This window comes from Streptomyces sp. NPDC002463, from assembly GCF_042889835.1.
Lineage (GTDB): Bacteria > Actinomycetota > Actinomycetes > Streptomycetales > Streptomycetaceae > Streptomyces > Streptomyces nymphaeiformis.
On sequence record NZ_JBIARL010000002.1, the window covers coordinates 55,564 to 69,882 of the forward strand.

Annotated in this window: 16 protein-coding genes; 6 read left to right on the plus strand and 10 right to left on the minus strand. The window is 73.3% G+C overall.

Annotated elements, in window-relative coordinates; genetic code table 11:
• Window positions 1-5 precede the first annotated feature (5 nt).
• Complete coding sequence (locus tag ACFYX3_RS05370; RefSeq protein ID WP_389008306.1) at window positions 6-362, minus strand: ATP-binding protein; 357 nt, start codon at window positions 360-362, stop codon at window positions 6-8.
• Window positions 363-497: 135 nt separating this feature from the next.
• Between ACFYX3_RS05370 and ACFYX3_RS05375 the strand changes: the two genes are divergently transcribed.
• The 3 genes from ACFYX3_RS05375 to ACFYX3_RS05385 are packed head-to-tail and all read left to right on the plus strand — an operon-like array spanning window position 498 to window position 1,922.
• Window positions 498-1,337 carry a Scr1 family TA system antitoxin-like transcriptional regulator gene (locus ACFYX3_RS05375; RefSeq protein WP_389008309.1) on the plus strand — a complete coding sequence of 280 codons (840 nt, stop codon included), beginning with the start codon at window positions 498-500 and terminating at the stop codon, window positions 1,335-1,337.
• The gene (locus tag ACFYX3_RS05380) at window positions 1,306-1,506 is read left to right on the plus strand and encodes a DUF397 domain-containing protein (protein ID WP_389008313.1); all 201 of its coding nucleotides are present in this window, start codon (window positions 1,306-1,308) and stop codon (window positions 1,504-1,506) included. The genes ACFYX3_RS05375 and ACFYX3_RS05380 overlap by 32 nt, the downstream gene beginning before the upstream one ends.
• Window positions 1,507-1,526: 20 nt before the next feature.
• The gene (locus ACFYX3_RS05385) at window positions 1,527-1,922 is read left to right on the plus strand and encodes a hypothetical protein (RefSeq protein WP_389008315.1); all 396 of its coding nucleotides are present in this window, start codon (window positions 1,527-1,529) and stop codon (window positions 1,920-1,922) included.
• On the opposite strand, the gene ACFYX3_RS05390 is transcribed toward ACFYX3_RS05385, so the two are convergent.
• The 5 genes from ACFYX3_RS05390 to ACFYX3_RS05410 all read right to left on the minus strand — a co-directional run bounded on the left by ACFYX3_RS05390 (window position 1,909) and on the right by ACFYX3_RS05410 (window position 5,493).
• Window positions 1,909-2,730: a hypothetical protein gene (locus tag ACFYX3_RS05390; protein ID WP_389008318.1), complete on the minus strand. Its 822-nt coding sequence runs from the start codon at window positions 2,728-2,730 to the stop codon at window positions 1,909-1,911. The genes ACFYX3_RS05385 and ACFYX3_RS05390 overlap by 14 nt on opposite strands.
• 32 nt (window positions 2,731-2,762) lie before the next feature.
• On the minus strand, window positions 2,763-3,368 hold the full coding sequence (locus ACFYX3_RS05395) for a DUF1349 domain-containing protein (protein ID WP_389008321.1): 606 nt from the start codon (window positions 3,366-3,368) through the stop codon (window positions 2,763-2,765).
• Between the two features lie 113 nt (window positions 3,369-3,481).
• Window positions 3,482-3,919, minus strand: a complete 438-nt coding sequence (locus ACFYX3_RS05400; protein ID WP_389008324.1) for a hypothetical protein — start codon at window positions 3,917-3,919, stop codon at window positions 3,482-3,484.
• A gap of 59 nt (window positions 3,920-3,978) precedes the next feature.
• Complete coding sequence (locus ACFYX3_RS05405) at window positions 3,979-4,383, minus strand: DUF4259 domain-containing protein (RefSeq protein ID WP_382661221.1); 405 nt, start codon at window positions 4,381-4,383, stop codon at window positions 3,979-3,981.
• A 225-nt stretch (window positions 4,384-4,608) separates the two neighbouring features.
• Window positions 4,609-5,493, minus strand: a complete 885-nt coding sequence (locus tag ACFYX3_RS05410; protein ID WP_389008328.1) for an NmrA/HSCARG family protein — start codon at window positions 5,491-5,493, stop codon at window positions 4,609-4,611.
• Between the two features lie 143 nt (window positions 5,494-5,636).
• Here ACFYX3_RS05410 and ACFYX3_RS05415 point away from each other — a divergent pair, with 143 nt between their 5' ends.
• The 3 genes from ACFYX3_RS05415 to ACFYX3_RS05425 all read left to right on the plus strand — a co-directional run bounded on the left by ACFYX3_RS05415 (window position 5,637) and on the right by ACFYX3_RS05425 (window position 10,544).
• The gene (locus ACFYX3_RS05415) at window positions 5,637-7,829 is read left to right on the plus strand and encodes an acyl-CoA dehydrogenase (protein WP_389008331.1); all 2,193 of its coding nucleotides are present in this window, start codon (window positions 5,637-5,639) and stop codon (window positions 7,827-7,829) included.
• A 12-nt stretch (window positions 7,830-7,841) separates the two neighbouring features.
• Window positions 7,842-9,038 (plus strand): lipid-transfer protein, encoded by a 1,197-nt coding sequence (locus tag ACFYX3_RS05420; protein ID WP_389008334.1) that lies wholly within the window; start codon window positions 7,842-7,844, stop codon window positions 9,036-9,038.
• Window positions 9,039-9,110: 72 nt separating this feature from the next.
• Entirely contained in the window at window positions 9,111-10,544 is a 1,434-nt protein-coding gene (locus ACFYX3_RS05425; RefSeq protein WP_389008337.1) for an MFS transporter, read from the plus strand.
• Between the two features lie 31 nt (window positions 10,545-10,575).
• Here the strand turns inward: ACFYX3_RS05425 and ACFYX3_RS05430 are convergent, their stop codons facing one another.
• Genes ACFYX3_RS05430 through ACFYX3_RS05445 form a run of 4 tightly spaced genes read right to left on the minus strand, consistent with a single transcriptional unit; the run spans window position 10,576 to window position 14,030 of the window.
• On the minus strand, window positions 10,576-11,181 hold the full coding sequence (locus tag ACFYX3_RS05430) for a response regulator (protein WP_376589092.1): 606 nt from the start codon (window positions 11,179-11,181) through the stop codon (window positions 10,576-10,578).
• Window positions 11,178-12,338, minus strand: a complete 1,161-nt coding sequence (locus ACFYX3_RS05435; protein ID WP_389008341.1) for a sensor histidine kinase — start codon at window positions 12,336-12,338, stop codon at window positions 11,178-11,180. Before ACFYX3_RS05435 ends, ACFYX3_RS05430 begins: the two co-directional genes overlap by 4 nt.
• Window positions 12,339-12,348: 10 nt before the next feature.
• Complete coding sequence (locus ACFYX3_RS05440; protein WP_382661214.1) at window positions 12,349-13,068, minus strand: ABC transporter permease; 720 nt, start codon at window positions 13,066-13,068, stop codon at window positions 12,349-12,351.
• The gene (locus ACFYX3_RS05445; RefSeq protein WP_389008346.1) at window positions 13,065-14,030 is read right to left on the minus strand and encodes an ATP-binding cassette domain-containing protein; all 966 of its coding nucleotides are present in this window, start codon (window positions 14,028-14,030) and stop codon (window positions 13,065-13,067) included. The genes ACFYX3_RS05440 and ACFYX3_RS05445 overlap by 4 nt, the downstream gene beginning before the upstream one ends.
• Window positions 14,031-14,319: the final 289 nt, after the last annotated feature.

Here is a 14,319-nt window from a genome sequence, read left to right on the forward strand (position 1 = left end):
GTGCCCTACGCGTCGCACGCGAACCACACCGTCTTCCCGTCCACCCGCTCCTCGACCCCCCACCGGTCGGTCACGGCCTCCACCAGCACGAGCCCCCGGCCCCGCTCGTCCAGCGGATCGGCGGCCTTCGCGATCAGCGCCCCGGGGACCCCGTCCGCGACCTCGACCCGAAGCCCCTCCGGCTCCCGCAGCATCAGCACGTGACACCGCCGGCCCGGCACGTGCCGGACGACGTTGGCGACGAGCTCGGTGAGCGCGAGGGCCGCCGGGTCGGCGAGGTGGTCGAGCCCCCACCGCGTGAGGAACATGCGCAGGATGCGGCGCATGTGACCGGCAGAGTGCTCACCGACGGTGAACCCCATGCGGTAGCTGTGGGTAACTTCCGCAGGGCAGAGGTCAGTTGCGTCATTCATGTCATCAGGGTGGAGTCTCTTCGTTACGCTCGGCTACGGACTGAACGCAACGCCTCAGCGCGTGAGCTTGGGGGTGACCTCGCCGTGGTCAACATCCGCAACCTGGATCCGAGCGCCTCGCCGCTGGACTACTACGGTTCGGAACTCCGCCGCCTGAGGGAGGAGGCCGGGCTCAACCAGCCGCAGCTCGGCAAGATCCTCTTCTGTACGGCCTCCCTGATCGGCCAGATCGAGACGGCGAAGAAGGTCCCGACGCGGGAGTTCTCCGAACGCCTTGACGCGGCGCTGATGACGAGCGGCTCGTTCTCACGGCTGGTGGGGCTGGTCCTGCGCAGCCAGCTCCCGACGTGGTTCCAGGCGTACGCGGAGATGGAGGCGCGGGCGACGTACCTGTCGACGTTCCAGGCGCAGCTGGTGTACGGCCTGCTCCAGACGGAGGAGTACGCCCGGGCGGTCCTGGGCGTGGAGAACCCGGACCGGCTCGACGAGATGGTGGCGGCCCGGATGGACCGTCAGCGGATCCTGGGGCGGGAGCACCCGCCGGTGCTGTGCGTGGTGCTGGACGAGGGCGTGCTGCACCGGCAGATCGGTAGTGCCGAGGTCATGCGGAACCAACTGGCCCATTTGTTGGGCTTCCGCGACCACCCGTGGGTGCAGGTGCAGATACTTCCGTTCGAGGTCGGTCAGCACCCGGGGCTGCTGGGTTCGTTCACCCTTCTGCGCTTCGACGAAGACCCCGACATCTTCTACACCGAGAGCTATGACTCGGGTCATATGACCGCTCATTCCCAAGTGATCAGGGAGCGGTCCGTCAGCTACGCTCGATTGCAGGCCTCGGCCCTCTCCCGGGAGGGCTCGGCGGCGCTGATCGAACGCGTGACGAGGGAGCGGTATGGACACCAGCCAGGACCTGCGGTGGCGTAAGTCGTCCTACAGCGGCCCCAACGGCGGCGAGTGCATCGAGGTCGCCGACCTCGCCGCCCACATCGCCGTCCGGGACTCCAAGAACCCCGAAGGCCCCGTCTTCCTCGCCGCCCCCGCCGCCTTCACGGCCTTCGTGAACGCCGCCGCCCAGGGGCGTATCGGCCGCTGACCGTGGCGACCCTCATAGGGATGGTGATCCTCGCCGTCGTCCTGCCGACATGGGCGGTGATCACCTACGTCGGGCTGGTCCGGGCCAGGCGGGCCGAAGGCCTCCCCCGCCCGCCCCGCCCCCGTCGCTCACCCGCCAGGAAGGCCGCCTGGATCGCCGGGCTCGCCTACCTCGCGGGCGGCGCGCTGCACCTGTACGGCCTGTCGTACCTGCCGTCCCTCTTCCCGGAAGACGCTTGCTGGTTCAACGCGGGGGCGAAGGTCTACCCGGACTCCAGCAGCGCGCTGCCCGTCAGCCTGGTGTGCCAGGGGGAGGAGATCGTCCCGTGGTGGGTGAACCCGGGACTGCTGGTCCTGGCCGTCACCGCCGTCTCCGCGACCGTCTCCGCAGTCGTCCTCCGGTTCAGGCGCCGGTAGAGGACAGGCGGAGGGTCCAGGTCTCGACCGTGTACTTCGCCGGGTCGGCCGCGTGCGGCTCCGCGATGCTCGCGACGATCCTGCCCTCCCGGTCCTGGTGCAGGGTCCGTATCGCCCGGCCGTCGCCGACGTCCTTCAGCTTTGCGAGGACGGTCGTGCCGAGGTCCCGTCCCACCGCCCGGAGCACCCCGCCGTCGAGCACCAGCACGGTCCCGTCCGGGAGGACGACCGGCTTCGGCGGCTGCGGGTCGGACAGCCGGGGGCCGGGCGTGACGACGCCGCCTGGCAGGAGCCGTACGACCCGGTTCCTCGTCGGGACGTTCCGGTCCGCCTCCACGACCCGGACGCCGCTGCCGACGACGTAGTGCCCGTAGGAGGGCCACCGGTCGGTCTCGTCGCCGTCGCGGTCGTACTCCCGCGTCTCGAAGGTGCCGTAGCCCTCCAGGCCCACCAGGAACCGGCCGCCGCCGCGGGCCGCCCCGCGCGCCCCGCGCAGCTCGGCGACCAGCCGCCCGTCGGCGAGGTCGAGGAGGAGCGCCGGGCCGAGGTGGCCCCACGCCGTGTACTCCAGCGAGTCGGTGGTGACGAGGACCCGGCCGCCCGAGATGTGCGCCGCGTTCGGCCGCCCGGAGAAGGAGTGCGTCCACAGGGTGCGGCCGTCGGTGCCGACGCCGGTGACCGCACAGGTCCGGCCGTGGACGGCGGTCCCGTCCCGGCGGGCGAGCGGCGCGCCGGGACGGGGCCGCTCGTACGGAGGCAGGCCATCGGCCCGCCGATGGTCCAGGATCACCGCACGGATGCTCGACATGGCGGGAGCGTAGCCCCCGCCGGCCGCCGCCGTCAGCGCCCGTCGAAGAGGTGCGGCAAGGTGGTGGGGGAGAGGCGGAGCTCGTCGAAGTCGGCCCGGCAGCCCTCCCCGACGGGCGACTGGGCGCCGACACCGACCCGCACGGGGCCGGGGACCGACGCCGTCCCCAGCGCGAACTGCCGCACCAGACGCCAGGAGCGGCCGTCCTCGGAGGAGTGGAAGGTGAACCGCGCGCCCGTGCGGCTGATCCGCAGCCACAGGGCGTCGGCGGCGACCGGCCCGGCGAGCGCGTCGTCGGAACGCCCGCGCGTCACCACCGAGTAGACGCCCTGGGTGCCGTCCGGGGCCCGCTCGAAGGTGAGCTTCGCCCAGTGGTCGTCGTCGGCGTGAACGACCAGGCCGCCTGCGTCCCACGCGTCGCCGAAGCCGACCCGCAGCCGCGCCGACAACTGCCAGTCGCCGTCCGGCGGCACGGTCAGCGCGAGCGCCGCGTCCCGCCGCCGGGCGCCGTCCAGCGGATCGGTGAAGAGATCGGTGCGGGGAGCGGCGGTGACGGCCAGCACGCCGTCGGCCAGGGACCAGGACGCGGGGGCGGTCACCCACTCCAGGGAGAGGGGGAGAGCGCTTTCGGAGGGCATGACCCCATGATCGGGTCCGGACGGCGGCGGCGCCGCACCGGCGGAGCAGAATCCAACGATCTGCGGGGAAGTCCAAGCGGTCCGGGCCCGTAGCCCCCGCCCGCCGGACGTCCTCAGGGCAGGTCGTCGCGGCCCAGCCACGCCGGTCTGACCGGCACCCCGTCCGCGTACCGCTCGACGTCCGGCTCGGGTTCCGGCTCCATCGCCGCGGACTCCGGCCCCGGAGCCGGAGGTTCGGGCGCGGGCTCCGGTTCGGGCGCGGGCTTCGGCGCGGCGGAGTCCTCCAGCAGCTCCGCCACCGTGAACCGGGTGACGTACGACTGCCACGCTCCGTCCACGACGAGCAGGAACCCGTCGTCCTTCCGGAGGAGCCGACGGCGCTTGGGACTTCGGGGATGCTCCGGTGTGAAGCTTCGCGCCCGGCGCTCCAGCTCCTCCCACGCGTCCTCGCGCGACCCGGAGACGTGCGCCATCACGTAGGCCTCCGTGTGTTTGCGCTCCCCGAGCCCCACGGTCATCTCCATGACCAGCCCCCACGTCCGCACGTCCATGGAACCCCCGTTCTCGTACGTGTGTCTCCCTTCCACAGTAGGCGGACGGGGGCGGGTGCTCAGCCCCCGGCCAGCACGCCCCGCAGCTTCAGGACCCCTGCCTTCCACTCCTCGCCGTCCGACTCCTCCCAGAGCTCCAGGAGTTCGGACGGCTCGGTGAGGATGCGGTCCAGGGCCTCGACCGCCGCCGGGCGCAAGTCCGCCGGGAGTTCGGGCAGGGGCTTCTTCGGGCCGTACGAGGTGGTGACCGGGTCCCCGCCCGGGCACTGTGCCGCCACCAGGGCCGCCGACGCGATGGCCTCCACCGCGAAGTCCGAGTCGAGGTACTCCTCGCCCGTCGCGGTCACCTCGCGGAAGGTCGCGAGGAGCACCTCGGCCCGCTTCTCCTCCGGGGCTTCGTCCACCCGGTACGAGAAGTCGGCGGCGGTGTCGTTGTCGAAGGGGCCGATGTCCCAGGTGCCCATGGCGCGTGCTCGCTCTCTGGAGTCGTTCGGTTCTCCGAGATCGTGGCAGGTGCCACTGACAACGGGGTCGCTCAGTCGTCGACGCCCAGGTCGGTGCGCATGGATCTCTACTCGGCGACAGCGGCTGCGACCCCGGTCAGGCGGTGCTCGCCGTCGGGGGTGAGGGTGAGCCCGCCCGGGGCCGGGCGGGACGTCCAGTCGCCGGCGAGGACGGTGCCAGTCGCGTCAGTGGCGGGCCGGCTCGGGCTCGGCTGCCAGTACCGACGTCCAGTCCTGTGCCCCGGCCCAGTCGTCGAAACCCTGCCAGCCGACCTCGGGGAACTCGCGGCGCAGCCCGGCGACGTCGACGTCCAGACCGGTCGTGGTGAAGTACGCGAACATCGCGGCCAGGTCCGTGGACCGGGTGCGCACATGGGCGAGCGGGACCTCCTCGTACGCGATCGAGCGGCCGATGGCGGCGGCGAGTATGCCGGTCATCTCCCCGGGGGTGCGTTCGTCGGAGGCGATGTCGATGCGGCGGCCCGTGAAGTCCTCGCGGCGCGCGAGGGCGAGCGCGGCGAACGCGCCGATGTCCCGTGAGGAGATGAGGGAGAGCGGTCGGTCGGCCGGCATCGGCCAGGCGAAGGTTCCCTCGCGCAGTCCGTCGGCGGTCCAGCCGCCGGCGTAGTTGTCCATGAACGCCGCCGGGCCGATCACCGTCCAGGGCGTGCCGGAGGCGCGGAGGTGGTGCTCGACCGCACGCTTGCTCTCGTAGTGCGGGACTCCGGTGTCGCGGTCGGCGTGGGCGACGGACGTGAGGACGACATGGCCGAGCCGGGCTGCCGTCGCCGCGTCGACGAGGGACCTGCCCTGCCGGATCTCGGTCTCGACGCCTGCCTCGAAGGAGGTGACGGCGAAGAGGGAGTCGGCGCCGGCGAGGGCCGTGTCGAGGGAGGCGCGGTCGTCGAAGTCCGCATACCTCACCTCGGCTCCGAGGGCGCGAAGGGTGTCGGCGGCGGGCGCGTCGGGGTGGCGGGTGAGGGCGCGCACCCGGTGGCCTGCGGCGAGCAGGCTGCGGGCGGTGGCTCCGCCCTGGGCTCCGGTGGCTCCGGTGACGGCGACGGTGAGCATGGGTCCCCCTGAGGAATCGACTGCGTAGCGCATTCTCTGCGTCACACAGATGACTCTACATGCTTTTCTCTGCGTCGCGCAGCTTTCATCTCATCCGGTTTCTGACCTTCCGTCAGAATGGAACGTGTTCTAGTCTGCGGCGCATGGGCATCGCCATCACGCACGAACAGCGGGAGCTCGCCCGATCCGTCCGGGGCTGGCTCACCCGCGCCGTACCCCCCGAGGAAGTCCGCAAGCACCTGGACGTCCCCGACACCGCCACCGGACGGCCCCCGTACTGGGACGCCGCCGCCGAGCAGGGGATCCTCGGGCTGCACCTCCCCGAGGAGCACGGAGGCGGGGGCGGCGACCTCGGGGACCTCGCCGTCGTCGTGGAGGAGGCGGCGCGGGCCCTGCTGCCCGGGCCCTACCTGCCCTCCGTACTCGCCGCCGAACTCCTGCACCGGTGCGGGCGGCACGAGTCGGCCGGCACGCTCGCGCGGGGCGAGCGGATCGGAGCCGTCGCCCTCGGCGGCACCGGCACCCTCACCGCCGTCCGCACCGCGAGCGGCTGGCTCCTCGACGGCACCGCGCCCCCCGTCCTCGGCGGCGCCCAGGCCGACCTGGTGCTCCTCCGGGCCGCCACCGCCGACGGCTCCGTCTGGCTCGCCGCCGACACCGACGGCCTCGCCGTCCGGCCCCACGAGAGCGCCGACCCGACCCGGCCCACCGCCGAGATCACCGCCCGCGCCGTCCACGTCCCCGCCGAGCGCGCCCTCGACCTCGACGGCCCGAACGGCGAGGGGGCCGCCGCCGTCACCGCCCTCGTCCACGACCTCGCCGCCGTCCTCCTCGCCGCCGACGCCTGCGGCACCGCCGCCCGCGCCGTCGAGACCGCCGCCGAACACGCCCGCACCCGCGAGCAGTTCGGCCGGCCCATCGGACAGTTCCAGGGCGTCAAACACCTCTGCGCCGACATGCTCGTCCGGCTCGAACAGGCCCGCGCCCTCACCTGGGACGCCGCCCGCGCCTGCCACGACGAGGCCCGCTCCCTCACCGCCGCACTCGCCGCCGCCACCGCCCTCGACACCGCGTACACCTGCACCAAGGACTGCATCCAGATCCTCGGCGGCACCGGCTTCACCTGGGAGCACGACGCCCATCTGCTGCTGCGCCGCGCCCTCGTCGCCCGCCAGCTCCTCGGCACCGGCGACCACCACCGGCTCGCCGCCCTCCGGCACGCCGCCGCCGGCGTCCGGCGCGGCCTCCGCCTCGACCTGCCGCCCGAGGCCGACGCGTACCGCCGCGAGGCCCGCGAGGCCGTCGCTCCCGCCGCCGGGCTCGACCCGGCCGCCGCCCGGCGCGCCCTCGCTCCCACCGGCTACGCGGCCCCGCACCTCCCGGAGCCGTACGGGCTCGGCGCAGGCCCCCTCCAGCAGCTCGCCGTCCAACGGGAGCTGGACGAGGCCGGGATCGCCGTCTCCGGCCTCGGCATCGCCACCTGGGTGGTGCCGTCCCTGCTCGCCCACGGCACCCCCGCCCAGCAGGCCGAGCACCTCGCCCCGACCCTCCGCGGCGAGCGCCTCTGGTGCCAGCTCTTCTCCGAGCCCGGCGCCGGCTCCGACCTCGCCTCCCTCCGCACCCGGGCCGAGCGGACGGAGGACGGGCGCTGGCGGATCAACGGGCAGAAGGTGTGGACGAGCGCCGCCCAGTGGGCCCACCACGGCATCCTGCTCGCCCGTACCGACCCCACCGTCCCCAAGCACCAGGGGCTCACGTACTTCCTCGTCGACATGCGGAACACCCCCGGGATCGACGTCCGGCCGCTCAAGGAGATCACCGGGGACTCCCTCTTCAACGAGGTCTGGTTCGACGACGCGATCCTTCCCGCCGACGCCGTCGTCGGCGAGGTGAACGACGGCTGGCGGGTCGCCCGCAACACCCTCGGCAACGAACGCGTCCACATGGCCGACCAGGTCGCCTTCGACACCGGCCTCGAAGCGCTCATCGACCGGGCGGAGGCGGCCGACAGCTCCGTGCGCGTACGGATCGGAGCCCTGCTCGCCGAGGCGCACGCGCTCGCGTGCATCGGCCTGCGCACCACCCTGCTCCAGGTGTCCGGACTCGAGCCCGGCGCGGGCGCCAGCGTCCGCAAACTCGTCCAGACCCTCCACCAGCAGAAACTCGCCGAACTCACCCTCGAACTCCTCGGCCCCGAAGGGGCCGTGCGCGAGGGCCCCGGCGAACGGGCCGTCCACGGCCTGCTCATGTCCCGCTGCCTCACCATCGCGGGCGGGACCACACAGGTACAGCTCAATGTCGTCGCCGAGCGTCTGCTCGGCCTGCCGAGGGACTGAGGGGGACACGCGATGACCACCAAGGCGTACGTCGTCGGCGTCGGAATGACGAAGTTCGAGAAGCCGGAGACCCGGGACTGGCAGTACTGGGACATGGCGAAGGAGGCGGGCACCGCGGCCCTCGCCGACGCGGGCGTGCCCTACGCGCGCGTGGAGCAGGCCGCCGTCGGCTACTGCTTCCAGGCTTCCACCGCCGGCCAGCGTGCCGTGTACGAGCTCGGGCTCAGCGGCATCCCCGTCTACAACCTCAACAACAACTGCGCCACCGGCTCCACCGCCCTGACGACCGCGCGGCAGTTCGTCGAGGGCGGCATCGCCGACTGCGTCCTCGCCCTCGGTTTCGAGAAGATGAGCCGGGGTTCCCTGGGCGGGGGATCGGGCGCCGGGGACTTCGCGACCTCTCCCGTCGCCCGGCACTACGGCATCATGGCCGCCGCCCACGGCTTCGAGATGTCCCCGCCCACAGCCCAGATCTTCGGCAACGCGGCCCGGGAGCACATGGAGCGGTACGGGACGACCGAGGCGCAGCTCGCGGCCGTCGGCGCCAAGAACCACCGGCACTCGGCGAACAACCCGAACGCCCAGTTCCAGGACGTCTACACCGTCGAGGAGATCCTCGCCGCGAAGACCGTCCACCGGCCGCTCACCAAGCTCCAGTGCTCGCCCACCTCCGACGGCGCGGCCGCCGCCCTCGTCGTCTCCGAGCGCTTCGTGGACGAACACGGGCTGCGGGGGAGGGCGGTGGAGATCGCCGGCCAGGCGATGACCACCGACACCGAGGAGTCCTTCGCCTCCGGCTCCTGCATCGACGCCGTCGGCCGTCCGATGTCCCGGGCCGCGGCCCGTCTCGCGTACGAGCGCTCGGGCCTCGGCATCGAGGACGTGGACGTCGTCGAACTCCACGACTGCTTCTCCGTCAACGAACTGCTGACGTACGAGGCGCTCGGCATGTGCGAGGAGGGCGCCTCCGGCAAACTCGTCGAGTCCGGCGCCACCACGTACGGCGGGCGCTGGGTCGTGAACCCGTCCGGCGGCCTCATCTCCAAGGGTCACCCGCTCGGCGCGACCGGCCTCGCGCAGGCCGCCGAACTCGTGTGGCAGCTGCGCGGCGAGGCGGGGGCCCGGCAGGTGGCGGGGGCGCGGGTCGGACTCGCCCACAACATCGGCCTCGGCGGGGCGGCGGTGGTGACGCTGCTCCGGAAGGCGTAGCGCCACAGTCGTACGGGTCCTGGGGCTTTATCCCCATGTACGGGGCGGAGGCGGTCTGCGACCATCACACTCATGCCGCAGACCGACTCCGCCACGAGCACGTCCGACACCCCGTCCGTCCCCAGGAGCCGCGCCTGGACGGTCGTCCTGACCGCCAGCGCGGGGCAGTTCCTCGTCGTCCTCGACGTCTCCGTCGTGAACGTGGCGCTGCCGTCGATGCGGGCCGATCTCGGGCTCACGGCGGCCGGCCTGCAGTGGGTGATCAACGCGTACGCGATCGCCTTCGCCGGGTTCATGCTGCTCGGCGGGCGGGCCGCCGACCTGTACGGGCGGAAGGCGATGTTCCTGCTCGGGCTCGGTCTGTTCACCGCCGCCTCGGTGGCGGGCGGCCTCGCCCAGGAGGGCTGGCAGCTCGTCGCGGGCCGCGCGGTGCAGGGCCTCGGCGCGGCCGTGCTGTCCCCGGCGACGCTGACGCTGGTCACCGGTGCCGTCCCGGCGGGACCCGCCAGGACCCGGGCCATCGCCACCTGGACGGCGGTGGGCGCGGCCGGCGGAGCGGCGGGCGGCTTCGTCGGCGGGCTCCTCGTCGACCTGCTGTCCTGGCGCTGGGTCCTCCTCGTGAACGTCCCGATCGGGGCGCTCGTCCTGGTGGGCGCGGTGTTCTGGCTGCGCGAGAGCCGCACCGGCGGCGGCCGCCGCGTCGACCTGCCGGGCGCCGTCCTCGTCACGGCGGGCCTCGCCACCCTCGCGTACGGCATCGTCCAGACCGAGGCGGCGGGCTGGACCGACCCGGCGACGGTCCTGACGCTGCTCGGCGGCCTCGGGCTCCTCGCGGTCTTCGTGTTCGTCGAGTCCCGCGCGGCGACCCCGCTGATGCCGCTGAAGCTCTTCCGCACGCGGGCGGTGTCGGCGGCCAACGTGGGGATCCTGCTGTGCGGTTCGAGCTCCTTCGGCATGTGGTTCTTCATGACGACGTACGCGCAGAGCGTCCTCGGCTACAGCCCCCTGGAGGCCGGTCTGGCGCTCGTCCCCAGCTCCCTCAGCGTCGTCCTGGGCTCGAAACTGGCGCCGCGTCTGATGCCGTCCGTCGGCGCGCGGAACCTCGCGGTGACCGGGGCGCTCATCGGGGCCACCGGCTTCGCCTGGCAGTCCACGATGACCGCCGACGGCAGCTTCCTGACGACGATCCTGGGCCCGGGGATCCTGATGATGGGCGGCATCGGCCTGGCCACCACCCCGCTGTCCACCCTCGCCACCTCCAGCGCGGCCCCGGGCGACGCGGGCCTCGTCTCCGGCCTCGTCAACACCTCCCGCACCATGGGCGGGGCCCTCGGCATCGCGACCCTGACCACGATCGCGACGGCCGTCACGGGCCCGGCCGCAACCCCCACCGGCCTCACCACCGGCTACGCGGCGGCCTTCCGCGTCTCGACGGCGATCCTCGTGGGAGCGGCTCTGCTGATGCTGCTGTGGCTTCCGAAGGCTCACCCGAAGGCCCGGGCCTAGAGCCGGCCGTGCCGGACCCCCGCCACCCGGCTCACAACCACCCCTGCCGCCGAGCCGCCCGCACCGCCTCCATCCGGTTGCGGGTGCCCGTCTTGCCGATCGCGGACGAGAGGTAGTTCCGTACCGTCGACTCCGAGAGGTGGAGGGTGGCGGCGATGTCCGCGATCGTCGCGCCGTCCACCGAGGCCGCCAGGGCGTCGCGTTCGCGGCCCGTTAGGGGGTTCGGGCCCGCGCTGAGGGCCGCGGCCGCGAGGGCCGGGTCGATGACCGTCTCGCCGCGGAGGGCCTGGCGCACCGCCTCGGCCAGGTCCTCCACGGGGCCGTCCTTCACGAGGAAGCCCGCCGCGCCCGCCTCCATCGCCCGGCGCAGGTAGCCGGGGCGGCCGAAGGTGGTGAGGATGAGGACCCGGCAGTCGGGGACCTCGTCCCGCAGGTCCGCCGCCGCGTCGAGGCCCGAGCGGCCGGGCAGCTCGATGTCGAGGAGGGCCACGTCGGGCCGGGCGACCAGGGCCGCGTCGACGATCTCGTCCCCGCGGCCGACCTGGGCGACGACCTCGATGTCGTGCTCCATCCCGAGCAGCAGGGCCAGCGCCCCGCGCATCATGCCCTGGTCCTCGGCGAGCAGCAGTCTGATCATTCCGTGGGCTCCCCCTCGTGCGGTACGGGGGTCTCCACGGGGAGTTCCGCGGCGACCCGGAACCCGCCGCGCGGAGCCGGTCCCGAGTCAAGAGTGCCGCCTGCCGCGGTGACCCGCTCGCGCAGGCCGCGCAGGCCGCTCCCCGGGGTGCCGGCGGCCGGGCCGCGGCCGTCGTCCGTGACGGTGAGCCGGACCCGGTCGGCGGTGCCGGAGAGGTCGATCTCGCAGCGGGAGGCGCCGGAGTGGCGGACGGCGTTCGTCGCCGACTCCCGTACGACCCAGCTCAGGAGGGCTTCCGTCTGGGGTTCGAGGAGCGGGCCCGAGCGGCGTACGACCGGTTCGATGCCGGCCGAGGACAGGGCGTCCCTGGCCCGGTCCAGCTCGGTCGCGAGGCTGCCCTCGCGGTAGCCGGTCACCGCCTCCCTGATCTCGGTGAGCGCCTGACGGCCCACCGACTCGATGTCCGCGACCTGCGCCAGCGCCGCGTCCAGGTCGCGCGGGGCCAGCCGCCGGGCGGCCTCCGACTTCACCACGATCACCGACAGGGTGTGGCCGAGCAGGTCGTGCAGGTCGCGGGAGAACCGCAGCCGCTCCTTCTCGACGGCCGTCCTGGCCAGTTCCTCCCGGGTCGACCGCAGTTCCCGGACCGTCTCGTCGAGCGCGAGGAGCGTCGCCGTCACCAGGACCGAGATGAACGTGCCGTACACGACGCCGATGGAGCCCCAGTCGTCCTTCCACAGCGTCACCGCCCCGGTCGCGGCGACCAGCGGGAACGCGATCAGGGGCAGCAGCCTGCCCCGCCGGACCACCGCGCCGACCGCGAGGCCCAGGAGCGGGAAGAGGAGCAGCCACTCCCGGCCGTAGCCGATGGCGAGCGCGAAGGCGACCGCGCCGAGGGCGGCGAGGAGCACCCAGGTCGCGGGGGCCTCGCGGCGCCGGCGGTCGAACGCCCGGAAGACGATCGCGATGTACAGGGAGTTGAAGGCGAGGAGGCCGAGGCCGCCGATCAGCGGGTTCGGCGCCTCGCCCGTGATGAGGTGGGAGAGCGCGCCCAGGCCCATGAGGAGCCAGGGGAGGAGGCTCGCTCCGGTCGGCCCCCGGTCGTCCCTCCGCCACCGCAGTGCCTTCACGGGCCGCCCCCACGCGCTGTCGCTCATGTCCACCGTCCTACACCGTCCTCGCCGATCGGCGGTACGAGAACGCCGCGTACGTCCCGAACAGCGCGGCCCAGCCGACGAGGACCGCGAGGGTCGCCCACCCCGGAGCCGTGCCCTCCGCCATCGCCACGCCCAGCTCCGCGAAGCGGTTCGTGGGGGTGAAGCCGGAGACCGTCTGGAGCCAGCCGGGGAAGAGGGCGATCGGGAACCACAGGCCGCCGAGGACCGCGAGTCCCAGGTTGGAGGCGACGTTGACGACGCCGGTGGTCTGGGCCGTGAGCCGGTAGCCGTTGCCGATGCCGAGCAGGGTGAAGGGCAGTGAGCCGAGCCAGAGCGTCAGGGCCACCAGGGCCCACTGCCAGACGGCCATCCGGACGCCGTTGGCGAGGCCGCCCGCGAGCAGCACCCCCATGATGGCCGGGAGGACCACGACCGACCCGGTCAGCGCCCGGCCCGTCACCACCTGGCGGGGCGTCATGGGCGTGATCCGCAGCTGCCGCAGCCAGCCCGTGGACTTGTCCTCCGCCACGCCCGTACCGAGCGACAGGGCGGCGCCGAGCGCTCCGTACGCGGCCATGCCGACCATCGCGGCCTTCTTGTACGCGCTGTCGTCCACGCCGAGGTTGGTGAAGAGGAGGTACATCATGACCGGCACGCCGATCGTGGAGATGACGAAACCGACGTCGCGCAGGGTGCGGCGGACTTCGAGGCGTACGTACGCGGTGATCATCGGACCTGCTCCGAATTCTTGGCCGTCAGGGAGAGGAAGGCGTCGCTGAGGGAGATCGGGGTGACTTCGAGGGACCGGATCGCGTCCCGCTCCGCGAGCGCGCGGACCGTGCCGTCGGAGTCGTCGGTCCGCAGCCGGGCCCGGTCGCCCCGCACCTCGTACGCGCTGACGCCCGGCAGCAGGCCCAGCCACTCCGTCGGGCCGCCCGCGAGGTCGAAGGAGACGAGGCTGCCGCCGGCCGCCCGCTTGAGCTCCTCGCTCGTGCCGGCGGCGAGGATCCGCCCGGAGTCGAGGACGACGATCCGGTCCGCGTGCTCGTCGGCCTCCTCCAGGTAGTGGGTGGAGAAGAGGACGGTGTTGCCCCGGCGGGCGTAGCCGCGCATCGAGTCCCAGAACTCCTGCCGGGCCTCGACGTCGAGGGCGGCGGTCGGCTCGTCCAGGACGATCAGCTCCGGGTTCCCGACGAGCGCGACGGCGAAGCGGACCCGCTGGGTCTGGCCGCCGGAGAGCCGGTCGACGCGGCGGCCGGCCAGATCGGTCAGGCCGGCGAGCGCAAGGGCCTCCGCGACCGGCATCGGCGCCGGGTAGGTGCGGGCGACGAAGGAGACCAGCTCGTGGACGGTGACGCGGGGGACCGGGCGGCCCTCCTGGAGCATCGCCCCGACCCGGCCGGCGGCCACGGCGCGGGCGGGGGCGCCGCCGAGGATCTCGACCTGTCCGGTGTCGGGCTCGTCGAGGCCGAGGAGCAGGGCGATGGTGGTGGACTTGCCGGCGCCGTTGCGCCCGAGGAGGGCGACGGTCTCGCCCCGCCGGACGGTGAGGTCGAGGCCGTCGACGGCGCGGACGGTGCCGAAGGCCTTGGTCGCGGCCCGGAAGGCGACCGCCGCCTCGCCGGAGGGGCGGTCCGCCGTGAGGTCTGTCACGAGGTCTGCCGTGGGGTCTTTCGTGGGGTCCGTCTTCATGGGTACGACGCTACGGAGCGGGGGCCGGGGCGCGGCAGGAGCGGATGTACGGACCTGGCCGTGACAAATGTCCCGGGTGCCCTTCCCCGCGCCCCGCAAGGTTTCTGACGTGTCGTCAGAAGTGTCGGCGGGGAGGGTTCACAACGCCTCCCGCCTCGGCTATACATGGGGTCCACCGACCTAGAACGCGTTCTAGAACGGGCGTGTACGGGACGGTCCCCGCACGGCCTCGGTGCGGCCGACGGTGCGGACGGCCGCACCGAGGTCTTCCAAGGAACGAGGAGCAGCA

Bases quoted from the DNA above. Each gene is read 5' to 3' on its own strand.
- ACFYX3_RS05370 (WP_389008306.1), bottom strand. From the start codon at position 362: ATGGGGTTCACCGTCGGTGAGCACTCTGCCGGTCACATGCGCCGCATC.
- ACFYX3_RS05380 (WP_389008313.1), top strand. From the start codon at position 1,306: ATGGACACCAGCCAGGACCTGCGGTGGCGTAAGTCGTCCTACAGCGGC.
- ACFYX3_RS05385 (WP_389008315.1), top strand. From the start codon at position 1,527: ATGGTGATCCTCGCCGTCGTCCTGCCGACATGGGCGGTGATCACCTAC.
- ACFYX3_RS05390 (WP_389008318.1), bottom strand. From the start codon at position 2,730: ATGTCGAGCATCCGTGCGGTGATCCTGGACCATCGGCGGGCCGATGGC.
- ACFYX3_RS05395 (WP_389008321.1), bottom strand. From the start codon at position 3,368: ATGCCCTCCGAAAGCGCTCTCCCCCTCTCCCTGGAGTGGGTGACCGCC.
- ACFYX3_RS05400 (WP_389008324.1), bottom strand. From the start codon at position 3,919: ATGGACGTGCGGACGTGGGGGCTGGTCATGGAGATGACCGTGGGGCTC.
- ACFYX3_RS05405 (WP_382661221.1), bottom strand. From the start codon at position 4,383: ATGGGCACCTGGGACATCGGCCCCTTCGACAACGACACCGCCGCCGAC.
- ACFYX3_RS05410 (WP_389008328.1), bottom strand. From the start codon at position 5,493: ATGCTCACCGTCGCCGTCACCGGAGCCACCGGAGCCCAGGGCGGAGCC.
- ACFYX3_RS05415 (WP_389008331.1), top strand. From the start codon at position 5,637: ATGGGCATCGCCATCACGCACGAACAGCGGGAGCTCGCCCGATCCGTC.
- ACFYX3_RS05420 (WP_389008334.1), top strand. From the start codon at position 7,842: ATGACCACCAAGGCGTACGTCGTCGGCGTCGGAATGACGAAGTTCGAG.
- ACFYX3_RS05425 (WP_389008337.1), top strand. From the start codon at position 9,111: ATGCCGCAGACCGACTCCGCCACGAGCACGTCCGACACCCCGTCCGTC.
- ACFYX3_RS05430 (WP_376589092.1), bottom strand. From the start codon at position 11,181: ATGATCAGACTGCTGCTCGCCGAGGACCAGGGCATGATGCGCGGGGCG.
- ACFYX3_RS05435 (WP_389008341.1), bottom strand. From the start codon at position 12,338: ATGAGCGACAGCGCGTGGGGGCGGCCCGTGAAGGCACTGCGGTGGCGG.
- ACFYX3_RS05440 (WP_382661214.1), bottom strand. From the start codon at position 13,068: ATGATCACCGCGTACGTACGCCTCGAAGTCCGCCGCACCCTGCGCGAC.
- ACFYX3_RS05445 (WP_389008346.1), bottom strand. From the start codon at position 14,030: ATGAAGACGGACCCCACGAAAGACCCCACGGCAGACCTCGTGACAGAC.